The organism is Aeromonas sp. R6-1, assembly GCF_040908165.1.
Taxonomy (GTDB): Bacteria; Pseudomonadota; Gammaproteobacteria; order Enterobacterales; family Aeromonadaceae; genus Aeromonas; species Aeromonas caviae.
On sequence record NZ_JBFODF010000034.1, the window covers coordinates 1 to 14,633 of the forward strand.

6 protein-coding genes and 1 pseudogene are annotated in these 14,633 nt (G+C 51.0%); 1 reads left to right on the forward strand and 6 read right to left on the reverse strand.

Annotated features, from left to right (window positions below; all coding sequences use genetic code 11):
- Nucleotides 1-6 precede the first annotated feature (6 nt).
- Nucleotides 7-1,353 (reverse strand): IS110 family transposase, encoded by a 1,347-nt coding sequence (locus tag AB5Y68_RS09610; RefSeq protein ID WP_039041085.1) that lies wholly within the window; start codon nt 1,351-1,353, stop codon nt 7-9.
- Nucleotides 1,354-1,577: 224 nt separating this feature from the next.
- Nucleotides 1,578-1,838, reverse strand: a pseudogene (locus AB5Y68_RS09615) (transposase); the annotation flags it as partial.
- A gap of 1,641 nt (nt 1,839-3,479) precedes the next feature.
- On the opposite strand from AB5Y68_RS09615, the gene AB5Y68_RS09620 reads away from it, so the two are divergent.
- Nucleotides 3,480-3,638 (forward strand): hypothetical protein, encoded by a 159-nt coding sequence (locus AB5Y68_RS09620; protein WP_162901958.1) that lies wholly within the window; start codon nt 3,480-3,482, stop codon nt 3,636-3,638.
- A gap of 137 nt (nt 3,639-3,775) precedes the next feature.
- Here AB5Y68_RS09620 and AB5Y68_RS09625 read toward each other — a convergent pair whose 3' ends face one another.
- The 4 genes from AB5Y68_RS09625 to hhe are packed head-to-tail and all read right to left on the reverse strand — an operon-like array spanning nt 3,776 to nt 14,411.
- Nucleotides 3,776-4,840: a hypothetical protein gene (locus AB5Y68_RS09625; RefSeq protein WP_152610164.1), complete on the reverse strand. Its 1,065-nt coding sequence runs from the start codon at nt 4,838-4,840 to the stop codon at nt 3,776-3,778.
- On the reverse strand, nt 4,841-5,554 hold the full coding sequence (locus AB5Y68_RS09630) for a M48 family metallopeptidase (protein WP_039038872.1): 714 nt from the start codon (nt 5,552-5,554) through the stop codon (nt 4,841-4,843). It lies immediately after the preceding gene.
- Nucleotides 5,554-8,658: a type I restriction endonuclease subunit R gene (locus AB5Y68_RS09635; RefSeq protein ID WP_039038873.1), complete on the reverse strand. Its 3,105-nt coding sequence runs from the start codon at nt 8,656-8,658 to the stop codon at nt 5,554-5,556. The genes AB5Y68_RS09630 and AB5Y68_RS09635 overlap by 1 nt, the downstream gene beginning before the upstream one ends.
- Before the next feature lie 17 nt (nt 8,659-8,675).
- Complete coding sequence (hhe, locus tag AB5Y68_RS09640) at nt 8,676-14,411, reverse strand: DUF4011 domain-containing anti-phage protein Hhe (protein WP_039038874.1); 5,736 nt, start codon at nt 14,409-14,411, stop codon at nt 8,676-8,678.
- Nucleotides 14,412-14,633 lie beyond the last annotated feature (222 nt).

Genomic DNA, 14,633 nt, shown 5'->3' on the forward strand with positions numbered 1-14,633 from the left:
GCCTTCCTAAGAAACATCCTCGATTGCCTGTAGGGTGAAACCAAACTCGGCGGCCCGCCGGTGCAATCCCTTGACCACCCGCTCGCGGTACTGCTGCTCATAGTGGTCGGCGCCGGGATCCTGATATTCCATACCAAAACGCATTGCGTTGTAGAACAAGACCGCAATCTTGCGCGCGGTGGCGGTGACAGCCTTCGCTTTGCCGATACGCGCCGACAACCGTCGATAGAATGCCCCCAGCGCCGTATTTGTTCTGCCAATGGTCACCGCTGCCAGTCGTAAGTGGGCGGTCACTCGATTCTTGGTCTTGCGAGTATGAGCTGACAACACCTTGCCGCCACTGATCCGGCAGCCCGGAGCCAGTGTCAGCCAGGAGGTGAAGTGTTGGGCCGTTCGCCAGCGACTCAGGTCCGTTCCACACTCGGCCACCAGACGCAGTGCCAGGTAAGGGCCAATGCCATGGATTTGAGTCAGATCGATACCGACCAGCTGATAGAGCAAGGTGCGCACATCGAAGTTGAGTGCGTTCGGTTGCCGGGTACGGTGGCGAGGCTTGGGTAGCGCTTCGCTGGGGCGGGGCTTTCCACGAGAGAGTTGTTGCAAGCTTTGGGCAATCTGTTCATCACAGAGAGAAATCTGGGCCTGGTAGGCGTCGTACATGGCCAGTGCCTGACTCAAGGCAAACACATGCTCGGGCTGGTAATTGCCAACCAGCGCACGTTGGATAGTTTCGACGCTCGACTGACAGCGCAGGTCGCGCATGGCGGCGAGCATCGTGGCATTGCGCTCTCCTGCGACAATGGCACGGATGATCCGCATACCGGTGGCGCCGGTGATGTCACTCACCACATGCTGCAATTGCAGATTCATGTGGGTGAGCACCTTTTGCATGTGCTGGATATGAGCCGCAGCGTAATCGAGGTGACGTTCACGTAGCCGCAGATAACTGCGCAGCGCGGCGATCTCCCGCTCAGGATGGAAGCTGGCGCGCAGTAGACCGCAAGCATGCAGGCGCTGGATCCATTGCGCATCGTTGACGTCGGTTTTTCGCCCTGGTACGGCCCGGGCATCCCTGGCGTTAGCTAAGATGACCTGTAAGCCATGGGTCTCCAGGATCTCATACACGGGTATCCAATACACGCCCGTTGACTCCATTGCCACGGTGGTGATCCCAAGCTCGACCAACCAAGCAGCCATACGCTCCAGGTCTGCCGTGAAAGCCTGAAAGGTTTGCACTGGTTCTTCGGCGAGCGCGGTGGGCACCGCAACCACATGGAACCGCGAACCGATATCGATGCCCGCGGCGAAGGCATGGATGATCGGTAAACCGTGTTCAGTGTTGTGCTTTTTCATGAATACCCCTCCATCACAAAATAGTGCCGGACGGGGACTCGGATTCGATCACATTCCTAAACGGGGTCACCAAGGTGCCACCACTCACGGGTCCGCAGCTTCCCCTGGGTCAGGTTTTTTGACGGGGACTCAGCCTCCAAAAAGCAGACGACCACTGTCCGGTGAGGTCAGTGTAGTGGACGTGTTTCTAATTCCATGGGCCACGGAGTGCCGGGGAGGCGGTTTTTTAGTATGTCCTTTTCGCGCTCGAGCTGGTTGATACGGGCTTCCAGCTCCTGGATTTTCTGTTGCTCCGGAGTCAGCGCTTTGCTGATAGGAGTGGTGCCAGTTCGTTCGGATTGCAGTTGCTGAACCCAGCGGCGAAGTACGGTTTCACCAACATCCAGTGAACGGCTGGCTTCTGGGACAGAATATCCCTGGTTGAGCACCAAGGATGCGGCTTCGAGTTTGAATTCAGCAGTAAATGAGCGACGTACTCTTGTCATTGAACACCTCAGGTCAAGGTGGCGACTGTACCACCTAAAATGGTGTCCGGGATGATTAGACCACTACAATGATAGTTTAGGGAGATGGGTGAAGGCAGTTGAATTACGGCGTGGATTCTTGAAGGCCACCGTCGCCCTGGCAAATAAGTTAACTCGGATTATCTGGCGTGTACTGACTGACTCGGTGGATTTCAGCATGAACAGAGCCTTTGCAGGAAGTTAATTTGATATTTGCTTAGAAAATACACGTTACTGAGTTTGCAGGCACTGATGAGAAAATGGGTACCGTCCTTGTAACAGCCTGAATTAGACCTGGGTATGCATATACCGGTGTAGTGATAAGGAAGCAAGGCTCGGATGACATCATGGCGAGGGAGTTGATCCCATCATTAACGCCGGATATATGGTCGCAAACCGTATCAGCTCAGTTCTTGCACAACCCAGGGGCGTCCATATATAGTCTAATCACTCTACGAAAATACAACGGTCAGGTATGAGAAGTGATGGCGTATGTGAGCGCGATAAACAAACTGAACAACCTTAGTTTGCCAGTAAGAAAGCCCCGAGTGTCACGGCCATCAGGGTTTGGGGAAGTCAGGCTGATTTAGGCAACAGCGCCACATCCACACACGTACAAAGCTACGTCCATTTAAATGCCATCCTCAATGCAAGTTTATGACCAGGTTTGTTTGATGGCATATAAAGGGTCTATTGCCATAACATGGCAATTTTTATCGAACATTTTTCCATGCTTACAGCTATGATTTCATCATGTACACAAACCCTACTCATTAAAAAATATAGTTTTAAAAAACAATCTGTTAGGTGAATTAAACTACTATCTAAATGTCAAAAACTTGTGCCACAATATGGCAATGAGCATTTGGCGCTGCCATATTTTGGCAGACACTCCCACATCTCCCCTTACTGAACCGGCTTATCACACAGATAACTCAGAAAATTCATTAAAATATGAACAAATAGTGACTAAAAATGCAATTACAATCACTTAAACACTCATCTCATTGTCTTGTCCCACGATAGTACAATGGGATACCATTAATTATAACCAGGCCCCCTTAACGAGCCTCAAACGCTCCCCTGCACTGAGGGGGCTTTATTATGTATATTGTGTAGCCTTCGGCGCTATATTATAGATGTTCAATAATTATACCTTTTCATTCTGGCTTTCATTTACATCTCACTCTAAATATGTATTTCAGGATGAAATGTTCTCTATATAGAGAACCTCTTAAATAATATTAATGCTGAGTGATAGCATTACGATTCCATTCACTGGCGGAGAAAAAATAAAGAAAACACCTCTCCCCCCAGAATAAAAATTGAAGAAACCTGATTCTGAAATTTAATAATATATGCAGCTCTCATCAATGTTGTATTCTGGTGATTCCATTATCCAGACTTGTTCAACTTGGCAGCTCTGGAGTAAAGCAACCGAAAGTTGGTAAACACAGACGGAAAACGGGGTCAGTTTTTTCGGACACTACATCTCGGCATTCCAACTCCCCTCTGCACCATACCTTACAGAAATTTCCATTTTTTGCCCCCTGTTAGATGGCTTCATTTTTCATACATTGTCGCTATCCAGTACATCCACTGGAGATGACAAGGAGATCTATGATGAGCAACAGCAAAAAACCAATGACCACAGAAGCCGTATCTCGTATCCATAGTGCTGAAGCGCGGAGTAACGGAGGTGGTGTGAGTAAAGACAGTTTCACCGCGCGTGCACAAAAAACCGCTGCAGTCACCCCGCCAAAACCGGAAACTAAAAAGTAAGGAAACAACATGTCTAAAAAAGATGACGACGATAACCGCTCGCGTCAATTAAACCCCGAGCACGATGCCTACTGGCAGAGTCGGGGCTACGATGAGCGCCCTGATGATGAAGATGATGAATGACTTTTTCAGGGAGCCTATGGCTCCCTGCTGCCTATAGCTTCATTATAAAATCGATTGTAATGGCTAAAACATGTAACAACCTCATGATCCAGTTCTGGATCACCCGTTACATGAATCCATCCAGATAATATATCCGCTACGCCCCACATCGGCTCACAATAGTGAAGAACCTCCTCGACATCAAAATATTCTGTCTTGGCTAACTCTTCAAGTGCTCCACGTAACCATTCTCTAACCGTTTTAAATTTTAGATTTCGTTTTCTTGCATAAAACTGACGTAAACTGGTTGCGATAGAATCTTCATTGCAACCCGCGTACTTGGCAAAAGCCTGATAGCCTATTGACTTGGATACAAAACGTTTCAGAAGAGGTTCAAACAATCCAGACCTATGAGGCACCCACTTATCTAGTGGGGATGTAGGCATCATTTTGAGAAATATCGATTGTTTGTGTTCCATCGACACATGGCGGTTAAAATCAGCATCAAACGCCGCTAGCATCTTAATAAAAAGATATATATTGAAATAATGTAGAGTTCTAAACAGGACCCTGTTTTGTTCAGGCCCCATGTTAAAATCGCTATCATTGACTCGCAACTCTACATTCAACTCCATTAGACTAGCTCTCAGCCAGTCGTTCTCTAAAACTTTCTTGGCTCGACTTCTCCCACGAAGACCATCTAGGCTATCCAATAAAATCTGCAATTCATATAGGAAACTTTCTGCTTGCGCACACGTTTGTGGGTAATAACCTGTGATTTGAAGGCCTTTGAAGATGCTTGGCCATTTCACACGAATCGCAAATTGCGATATTAGTATGGGTTCAGATGGCGTATCAAAAAAATCAGCACTAACACCCCTAGTTACTGAGATATCCTTCAATCTTTTGATGAATTTTTCTGACTGAGTACTGTGGCACTCATCCCCTGATGATAAAAAATACTTGTTTAGTGTTTTGGCACATGGAGGATACAGCTTGTCTTTATTTATGCTAGGGGAAGTAAACACGCCTCGAAAAAATTCCCCTTGTGAAGGAAAACCAAGCCATTCGATAAACTGCGATGGATCATAAAGAAACATTTAATACCCCCACCGATTAAACGCCAGCGGCATCTTGTTGAGCTTCTCGCGGTGCTCTCGCCAATTTGGCAGGTGCAGATCCATCAGGGAGATAAATCGCTGGTTATGCTTGCGCTCTAATAGATGCACCATCTCGTGAACCACAATAAATTCCAGGCATTCAGGGGGCTTCTTGACCAACTCGAGGTTGATCCAGATGCGAGCAGTATCTGTTTTGCAGCTACCCCACATGGTTTTCATGCGTTTGATACCCACAAAGGAAGGTGACACCTTTAACGTCTCCTGCCACTTGGCGATAAGATCTGGCAAGCGCTGGCGTAGCAACTGGCGGTACCACTCAAGGAGCAACACCTCGCGGCGGTCTGCGTCATAGTGTGCAGGCACCCGCATACGGATCCAGCCGCCCTGTAACTTGACGCTATGGTCACCATCGGTCTGAATCACATCCAGCCGGTAACCTCGTCCCCAAAGATAATGGGTCTCTCCGCTACACATCTTGCGCTCGCTCTGGCGCGGCTGGGCAACAAACGCCGCCTGCTGCTGTCGAATCCAGGCCAGTCTTCGCACCACTGCAACTCGAATGGCGGTATCTGACAAAGAAGCAGGCGCGGATACACGCACCCGTCCATCAGGGGGTAATACATTGATGTGCAAGTTTTTGATGCCCTTGCGCTGCAACTCGAACGTCAGCTCACCGAAGGTAACCAACGCCATCAATGGTACTCCGGCTGGGCTTTTACCAGGGTCATCACATCCGCGACGGTCACATCGTACTCTTTGATCTCTTCGGCAATAGCAAAGGCAACCTCCCGCTCTTTGAAGCGATCACCGAGCCAGTCCGCTTTTTTGGTATATCTGACGGCAGTATCGATCTTGGTCACCAGCACTTCATCGCAGCCCAAATTGTCATATAGCGCGCGCTTGGCTGAGGTATCTACACTCGCAGGGTAGGTCTGTGCCCCCCCGCTGGCTGGACGTTTCACCTTCATGGCCAGCTCGCGCACCTTTTCCAGATACTCTTGGTAAGAGATAGCCTGAGAGCGACGCAGCTCAATCAGCTCATCGAGCAGCACCGACATCTTTTCGTAGTACTTGGGGTTAACCGGATTCTCGTCGACGATGGTCCGTCGCACGTTGTTTTCAATCGCCTCAGCCATAGCCTCGGGGTCTTTACGCAGTCCCTCAGGCGCCCCCTCAAGCCCTTCAGCTCCCCGCTCGATGATCAGCTCCAGCAATCCCAGCTCTTCAAAGTCCATAAGGGTTTCACTGGGGTCAGCATCAATATAGAGATCCAGCATCTGGCGCATCGCCGGCTCGAATTGCTTCATATCGACGTGATCACTACTGGCTACTTTGATCATGTCGCGCACCTTGCTGTAGTGCTCCACCTCACGACGGATTACAGCAGCCTGGCTCGCGCTATAACCGGCCTCTTCCATCTCCCCCGCCAACGCGGTGAACGCACGGATAAGCTTGGCGACATATTGATAAAGGGTTAGACGCAGCGCCTCCTTGTCGAGCAGCTCATCTTCGTTTGCCCCCGGAGCACAGCAGAAGTAGTGCTGATAATCCAACTCCTCACGGGGAGCCTTGACCGGTTCGCAGAGCGTTCGCACTACCTCCAGAGCGTCGTCAAGATCCTGCCGTCCTTGCGCCAAGCGATCTTTGAGTAACCCAGCGACATCCTCCTTGTCATAGCCTTCAAACGCCTCGGCCGTATAATCCTTGACGGTCTTCTCAAGAGAGCGAAACAGATCCTTGTAATCGACGATGTAGCCATACTCCTTATCGGCACCATCGAGCCGGTTGACCCGACAGATAGCTTGAAAAAGGTTGTGATCGGCCATCTTTTTATCGATGTAAAGGTAGGTCGCCGACGGCGCATCGAAACCGGTCAACAGCTTGTCCACGACAATCAGCAGCCGCATCCGACCAGGCTCCTTGATAAAGCGCTGTTTGACCGTTTTCTCAAACTCCTCCACCCGCTTGCCAGCCTCATCCTCGCTCTGGCCGAAAAAGTTCGCCAGCATCTTGCGATAGATATGGTATTTCGCCAGCTTTTCGGTCAACCCAGCACCGGTCGTCTGTCCTTTGATGTTACTGGCATTAGGCTGATAGCTGGTGATGATGGCACACTTGTCAGCAAATCCTGCCTGACTGAACAGCTCATAGCTTTTGCAAGCCTGATAGACACTGGAGCACACCAACATGGCATTGCCACGGCCATCCGCCAGGCGCTGTTTACGGTCAAAATCGAGCAGGATATCGGCCACGATCTGCTCGAGTCGTGAGCGGCTCGAGAGCAGCTTCTGCATCGAGGCCCACTTCTCTTTTAACTGCTGGCGACCAAGTCGGGAGAGCGCCTTGGTCTTCACCTCGAACCATTCATCCACCTTGGCCTGGGACTTGACCCGTTGGTCAATGTCGCGGGCCTCATAACGCAAGTCCAGCACCACCCCATCGCTCACCGCCTCGTCAAACTTGTAGGTGTGAATGAAGGGTCCAAACACCTCTACCGACTTCTTCTTATCCTTCTTCATCAGGGGTGTGCCGGTGAAGCCAATAAAAAGTGCCTCGGGCAATATGCTCTTCATGGCCCCATGCAACTTGCCCGACTGGGTACGGTGGCACTCATCCACAAACACAAAGAGTTTGCCCTTGGCCGCAAAATCAGCCGGCAGGCTGGCTTTGAGCTCGGCGATAAATTCATCGTCATCTCGCTCAGCCGTCTCATCTTCTTCTTCCGTGTGTCGGCCAAATTTGTGTACCAAAGAGCAAAGCAGCCAAGGGTGTGCCTCGTTAAGACGGCGTACCAGATCGGCCCCACTCTTGGTGCGCAGGATCTCCTCTTCAACCCCGGCAAATACTTTCTCTATCTGCTCATCGAGCTCGGTACGGTCAGTGATGATCAAGACCCGACTATCAGCGACATTCTCTCGGATCCACTTGGCCAGCCACACCATGGTCAGGCTTTTACCGCTGCCCTGGGTATGCCAGATGATCCCGCCCTCATGACGTTCAATAAACCGCTTGGCTGCCGAGATCCCGAAATACTGGTTATGGCGACAGGTTTTCTTAACCCCACTATCGAAGACAATAAAGTTGTGAATTAACTCAAGAAAGCGCCCCTTCTCGCAGAGCTGGGCCAGGTGGCGATCCAACGGATTTTCATCCTGCGAAGAACCGGCCTCTTTCCACTCCAGATAATATTTCTCAGGGGTTTCGATGGTACCGTACCGCAAGCCCTGACTGTCGTTGCCTGCCATGAGCAACTGTTGAGTGGTGAAAAAATTGCGAATGAAATCCTGTTGCTGGTTGTCGAGGTTTTGCCGGATCCCTTCACCGATAGAGACGGTGGATCGCTTGAGCTCGATCACCCCTAGCGCAATACCGTTAACGTAGAGCACCAGATCCGGCCGCTTGGTATTCTCCCCCGCGACCGTCACCTCCTCGGCGATGGCAAAGTCGTTAGCCTCAGGATTGGCCCAATCTACCAGCCAGACGGTCTGATGCTGCTCACCCGCCCCGCTCTTCTCCTTCACGCCATAGCGCAACAAGCGGTAGACCTCTTTATTGGCATCATAGAGCTGACGCCCCTCCCCCAGGCTGGCCGCCCGTTCGAGCTGACGCAGGACTCGGGGAATAAGCGCAGCATCCACCCCACTGCCCATCAACCAGTCAGTCAGCAGAGCAGGTTCGACATTACGATTGTTGGGGCGGGTGTGCCAGTTACCCAAATAGCGATAGCCCAGATCCTCAATAAAAAACCTGACTACTCGTTGTTGGGTGGCGCGTTCACGTTGACCGACAGCTGTCACTGTTTAATTACCTCTGCTTATGCCAATCCAGGCTCGAACGTAGCATCATCCGCTTCAACATCAGCACCATCGATTAATGCCAGCACCTGATCAAGAAAACGTTGTGCTTCATGTACATCTGTTGCTTGCCGTAAGTAGTGTGGTATCCGCTCAACAAATTCGGAGCGTGATAGAGGCTGATGCTCAAGCAATGCCTCGAGCATGGCTGGCCGCAACAAACGGCGATCATCATCAACATCCGGTAGCGCAACAGCGATGACATGCTTGGCAAAATACCGAAGCTGTTCCTTGAGTCCCAGCTCTGGTATAGGAGATGTCTCTTGGTGATCCTCTGCCTCTGCAGAAGGCTCGCTCTCCTCCATATACTCATATGAAGGCATTGTAACCTCAGGCTCCAACGTCTTGAGCTGATGGAGTTTCCGGATAATCGGGGAGAGCACCTCGTCAGGATTACTGAACCAGTCTGTGGACCAGATGCGGCTAATTTTCCAACCTAAACGCTCCAGAACCTCCTGACGCAGCCGATCTCTGTCTCGGGCAGACTTGGCCGAGTGATAGGTAGCACCATCACACTCGATACCCATCAAGTACCGACCCGGACAGCCAGGGTCTTTCACCGCCAAATCAATAAAGAATCCGGCCACCCCGACCTGAGGCTCACACTCGAACCCGGCTTTCCTAAGCGCCTCCATTACGGCAACTTCGAAGTCGCTATCTGGTGCCTTCCCTGTATGGGTGATTTGTGAGTCCAGTGTTCCTTTTTCAGCAAACTGGAGGAAACCTCGCAAAGAAACGACTCCAAGTTTACTGGTCTCACTCGTCAGCACATCCTCTGAGCGCATCGAGCTGAAGACATGCATCCGCTTCTTCGAACGCGTGAAGAGTACGTTCAGACGGCGCCAGCCTACATCGGAATTTATTGGCCCAAAACGTTGATAAACCTTCCCACCATGTTCGGCAGGTCCATAGGTAAAGGAAATAAAGATCACATCGCGCTCGTCACCCTGCACGTTCTCAAGGTTTTTAATGAAAAGCGGCTCTTCCATGGCATACAAACCATCGATAACACGATCGACTTCCGGCCTACTGCGGCGCAGTTCATCAATAGCACGTTCGATCTGGTCGCGCTGTTTTGAACTCATCGCAACTACACCAAGTGATTCACCCGGTCTGTGCTGCGCATGATGAAGCACAGCCTCTGCCACGGCCTGTGCCTCTTCGATGTTATGCTGGTTGGAGAAACGTCCTTTCGAAACATAGGTAAATTTGATCCCATACTCCGGAGACTCCGCATAAGGAGAGGGGAATATTACCAGATCGCTGTTATAAAAATGGCGGTTGGAGTAGGCGATCAGCTTCTCGTGCCGGGAACGATAGTGCCAACGCAAACGCCGCATGGGGAACAGCGGCAATGCGGCATCCAGGATACTGTCCGTATCGCTGAGCGCGGCGGCATCATCGTCATCCTCACTCTCCACACTTCGATCAAAGAAACTGGTTGGCGGCAACTGCTTGGGATCCCCCACCACCACCAATTGTTTGCCCCTGGCGATAACTCCCAACGCATCCTCTGGCTTTACCTGGGATGCTTCATCCATTACCACCAAGTCGAATTCCATCCGTCCAGGTTCAAGGTAATGAGCTGCGGACATTGGCCCCATCATGAAACAGGGCTTTATAGCAACCAGAGCACTACAGGCTCGGTTGACCAACTGCCGAATTGGAATATGTCTTGCTTTTTTGCCCAGCTCATTCTTGATCAGTGCCAGTTCGGTGTATTCGCTCTTCTTACCTCCCGCGTTTCCCTCCGGGACATGGCGACGAGCAATCTGCGCAGCAATGCGCTGACGCTGCAACGTAATCAGCTTTTTGTCGTACTCCTTGAACGATGCTTGCAAGGCATTGCGTTGGGTACCAGAGATCCTCATCAATTCAGGATGGGCCTGAATAACCTCGCGGGCCAACTGGTCATGGAGTGCCAAGGCCAAACCCAGTTCAATTTTTTCCACAGGGAGCGTTCCGGCAAGGACTGCAGACCAGATCCGTTGCAATCCGCGTTCCTGCATCTGTTCGTAGCAACGAATAAAGTTGACCCACCCATTCAACCAGCGAGGCTGTTGAATCGCCTTTTCGTTCCGCTCCAGCAATGCGTTCAGTGAACAGTCTGTCGACGTGAGCCACTGACCGTTATCCAACATTGTTTCTTGAGCAAATCGCACAGCATGCTGCGCCTGGTCATGCCATTGCAGGCCAACTTCAGCACCATCACGGCAAAGTAACGCATACTCGCTCGCATTATCCAAATGCCTGATCCTGGTGGCCAAAGAGGCACACTTTATGTTTCCAACCAGTTGATCAGCCAGATTCAGCGTGTCACCGATAATGGTTAGTGCCTGTCGATTATCTTTATTCAACCCAAAAGCCAACGGGACTGATTGCGCAAAGACACCCAACTCCGGTTTCTTATTTTCAAGGTCAATCTGCAAGGCAGACATTTTTTGCAAGAGATCGGAGAAATGTGTCATCTGACCCAGTGATACCTCCGTATTGACAAACCACCCCTGTAAAGCAGTCAGCGTCGCTTGCACTTGTTGGCAAGCCTGTCTCAATGCTCCTTGTTCACCTAGCCAGACAGGATGATCTTTCAGTTGGTGGGCAATGCGCGGCAGCAACTTGGTCTCATTTTCTGCCTGCTTCACCAAGGCCATTATTTTCGCGCTGAACTGTGACTTCTCAATCTGATGGACGCCTTTAATGATCTCGCCATCCAGAGCCATCACATCAGAGCCTATCGCAACCCGCTTTCCAAAGCCGATGCCGTAACAAGCGCGGACCTGCTTGTACCAATCGCGCAATTGCATCAACTGCACGCAATCCGTATCCAGTCCACGGTATGCGCTGCCGAGTTGATTACCGAAGGCTCTTTGCTCAAACTGCTGCAGTAACTCCGTGTACTTCACCAGGTTAGTTGACCAACGTTTCAACTCGGCAAACTTGGTTCCTGGCTGTCGAGACAACCCTGTGAGCAAGGCCTTGGCATTACGCCAATCACTCTTGAACCATGAGAAGAAACCACCCTGCTGAATAATCGCAACAGCACGAGCAAGTTGCTCTTGGGACGGTAGTCTGTCCAACTGATACAGCTCGGACAAGTTATCCCTGAGGGGACGCAACTCTTCAATCTGCTGAACCAGCTCGAGCAGTACAGCATCGAGGCCATCATCATCAAACAGTGGGTCACGTACCCTGATGAGCTCTGCCGGCAAGGCCCTCACAATAGACAGCAATTCTGCACAGAATACCAAGCCAGGTTGGGTATCATTGATGTGTGCAGAGAGGCTGCCAGGTAACGCACTCTTGAAGTCGCTCAGCTGACCAGAGAGGGATGACAACTCATCTTCGATGCATCGAACAGACTCGAGCCACTTGATCAAGTCACGAAGAGAGAAATGTTCAGCAACACCGTACTTTGCCAACTCCTCACTGGGAAAGTCGCATTGCTCCCCTCGCTCTAATAGACGGAGTTTCTCGGGTTCAATGGCTTGACTCAAGGTGTCATAGTAGCCTTGAAGGGTGTCAAATCTCGCCAGATAGTGACGAACGCGTGCTATCGCATCCGAGGTATCCATCCCGGGAAGTGCGGCGAATAATTCCGATCCGCTCAAGGTAGGTAGATGCTTCTGATCCTGTACCAGTTGCTCAATATGGGAGAGCGTATCGAGCCCCTCACCTTCCAGAGCCCATTTGTCTAAAAAACCTTGATAATGATGATGAAAATGGAGGATAGACGCCTGCCAAGCTTGTAACAAATCAACTATACGAGCGCTGTCAAACAGCTGGATTTGGGTGTTATTCACACCACTCCAAGGGTGCTCATATATTTCTGCATCGGCCCCCACCTGCTCCCGCACCTCCTTGTAGATACGGCTAAACTCCACCACTTGGTCGCTCAGTCGTAGCTGAGCCACCTTGTCCAGTTTTTTACCAGATAAGTTCTCAATATGGAGTGCTGTTGCATCTATATCCAATTTGTGGCGATAGCGCGTCGCACCACTCAGGATCTGATGGATAGTCCTTCCCGTGAGCTCCCAAGGGGTGTTTATCAATGCTGCATATTCATTGAGCTGCCTCTTGAGCTCTTCATAACGTGTAATCTGGGCGTCAATTTCTTCCGTCGTCGGCATTGTTGCCTGACGCATCATGCGGGCTTCAATATCCTCCAGCACCTTACGCTTATGCGTCTTGTGGCTGTGCAACTCCAAGCAGAACTCACCCAGACCGGCGCGATCCAGACGACGCTTGACGACCTCCAAGGCCGCCATTTTCTCTGCCACGAACAGCACCTTCTTGCCATTGAGCAGGGCCGCAGCAATCAAGTTGGTAATCGTCTGTGATTTGCCGCTGCCGGGAGGGCCTTCAATGACCAGATTTTTCCCATGGATGGCATCGATCAACGCACTGTGTTGCGAACTATCCGCATCATCGATCAGCGGGATCTTGTCATGGATCTCAGGGTAACTATCGATGCAATACTCATGTTGGCTTAATCCACCTGTTGAGTCGGCATTGTTTTCGCCGCCCCCCTGACTGGTGAAAAAGCGACGGATCACCTCATGAGACAAAATGTTGCGTTTGTCCTGAGGCCAACGAGCAGGATCGAGATCCAGATACATCATCATCTTGCCAAAGTTGAGCAAGCTCAGCGCCCCGTAGCGTTTCACCGACCACCTGGGTTTATGCTTCCCAACGACGTTGGTCACCGCAGCGAGATAGGACTCAGGTGTCTGCTCTTCATCAAACATAGGAAGAGCCAGCCCAAAGTCAGCCTGTAATTTCTCCTTCAAGGAGAGATTGGGCAGGATATCTTCACCCGTGTAATGGATCTGGTATTTGTAGAGGCCATCCTTGGGATCCAGCTTGCCACGCTCACATCGCACAGGAATGGTGAACAAGGGGGCAAAGCGTGCTTTATCCGAAGTATCGCTCTCGTACCATTCGAGGAATCCCAGCGCCAGATACAGGATATTGGCGCCACTCTCTTCTATGGCCGTTTGAGCCTTGTTGTGGATGGCCCGCAGACGCGCCTCGAGCTCTCCGGGGAAGAGCAGAACCTGTATCCGCTTATCGTCATGACCGGGGTAGGATGGCGATATAGTGAGCGCCTTCCCTATCTTGGCCTGACGTTCAAAGTCCTCAAGCCCTTCATAACCCGCCAGGTTGCAGGCTGTGGTCAGTTCTGACAAATTGAGGCCTTGTTTAGCGTACTGGGTCCGGATACCGGTCAGTTTTCCATCTCTGGCCTGGCCATATTGATAGATAAACTCATGGGCCTGCTCCAGCAGTGGCCGGTTTACTTCTGAGGCATGCACCCGCTGGCCAGTGGGTAAATCGAATTCGGTGCTGACCCCCAAAACCTGTGCCCAATCCTTGGCCGTCGGAAGGGCCCTTAGCTGGACATCCTTACCATCCTCACCAACCTTCAGATAGCCATGCTCCAACAGTTGTTGGCGGGTTGGTTCAGGGACTGGCGCAAACTCCATTGCGACTTCCGCGCAGAGTGTTTCATAGAGCTGCTCTGGCAGCTCATCAACAATACGCAGTGCGGAACCTTTATTGGTGAGGGGAAAGTTGAGCAGACGATTGCGAGAGGTGAGATCCAATAACTTCTTTCGCATCGCCTCAAGGGAGGTTAATACAAAAGGATCCACCCCCTCTATCACTCCACCTGTGGATGATGCTTCTACAACCGACATACAGCTCTCCAATTATTTTTTGAACTCTCAACCCAGGCCAACAAAAAGGCCACATTGAGTCCTCACAAAATCTATTTTTCAGTAATACTTAGCGGCGCATGATCGCCACTGATAACACAACCATCAACAACAAGGTCTCGATATTGCGGTTTTTCTGAATGGCGTTCCAGTGCTACAGACCGTGACCCCCATACCGCTCACATAAACCGGACCATCCAATCT

Bases quoted from the DNA above. Each gene is read 5' to 3' on its own strand.
- AB5Y68_RS09610 (WP_039041085.1), bottom strand. From the start codon at position 1,353: ATGAAAAAGCACAACACTGAACACGGTTTACCGATCATCCATGCCTTC.
- AB5Y68_RS09620 (WP_162901958.1), top strand. From the start codon at position 3,480: ATGAGCAACAGCAAAAAACCAATGACCACAGAAGCCGTATCTCGTATC.
- AB5Y68_RS09625 (WP_152610164.1), bottom strand. From the start codon at position 4,840: ATGTTTCTTTATGATCCATCGCAGTTTATCGAATGGCTTGGTTTTCCT.
- AB5Y68_RS09630 (WP_039038872.1), bottom strand. From the start codon at position 5,554: ATGGCGTTGGTTACCTTCGGTGAGCTGACGTTCGAGTTGCAGCGCAAG.
- hhe (WP_039038874.1), bottom strand. From the start codon at position 14,411: ATGTCGGTTGTAGAAGCATCATCCACAGGTGGAGTGATAGAGGGGGTG.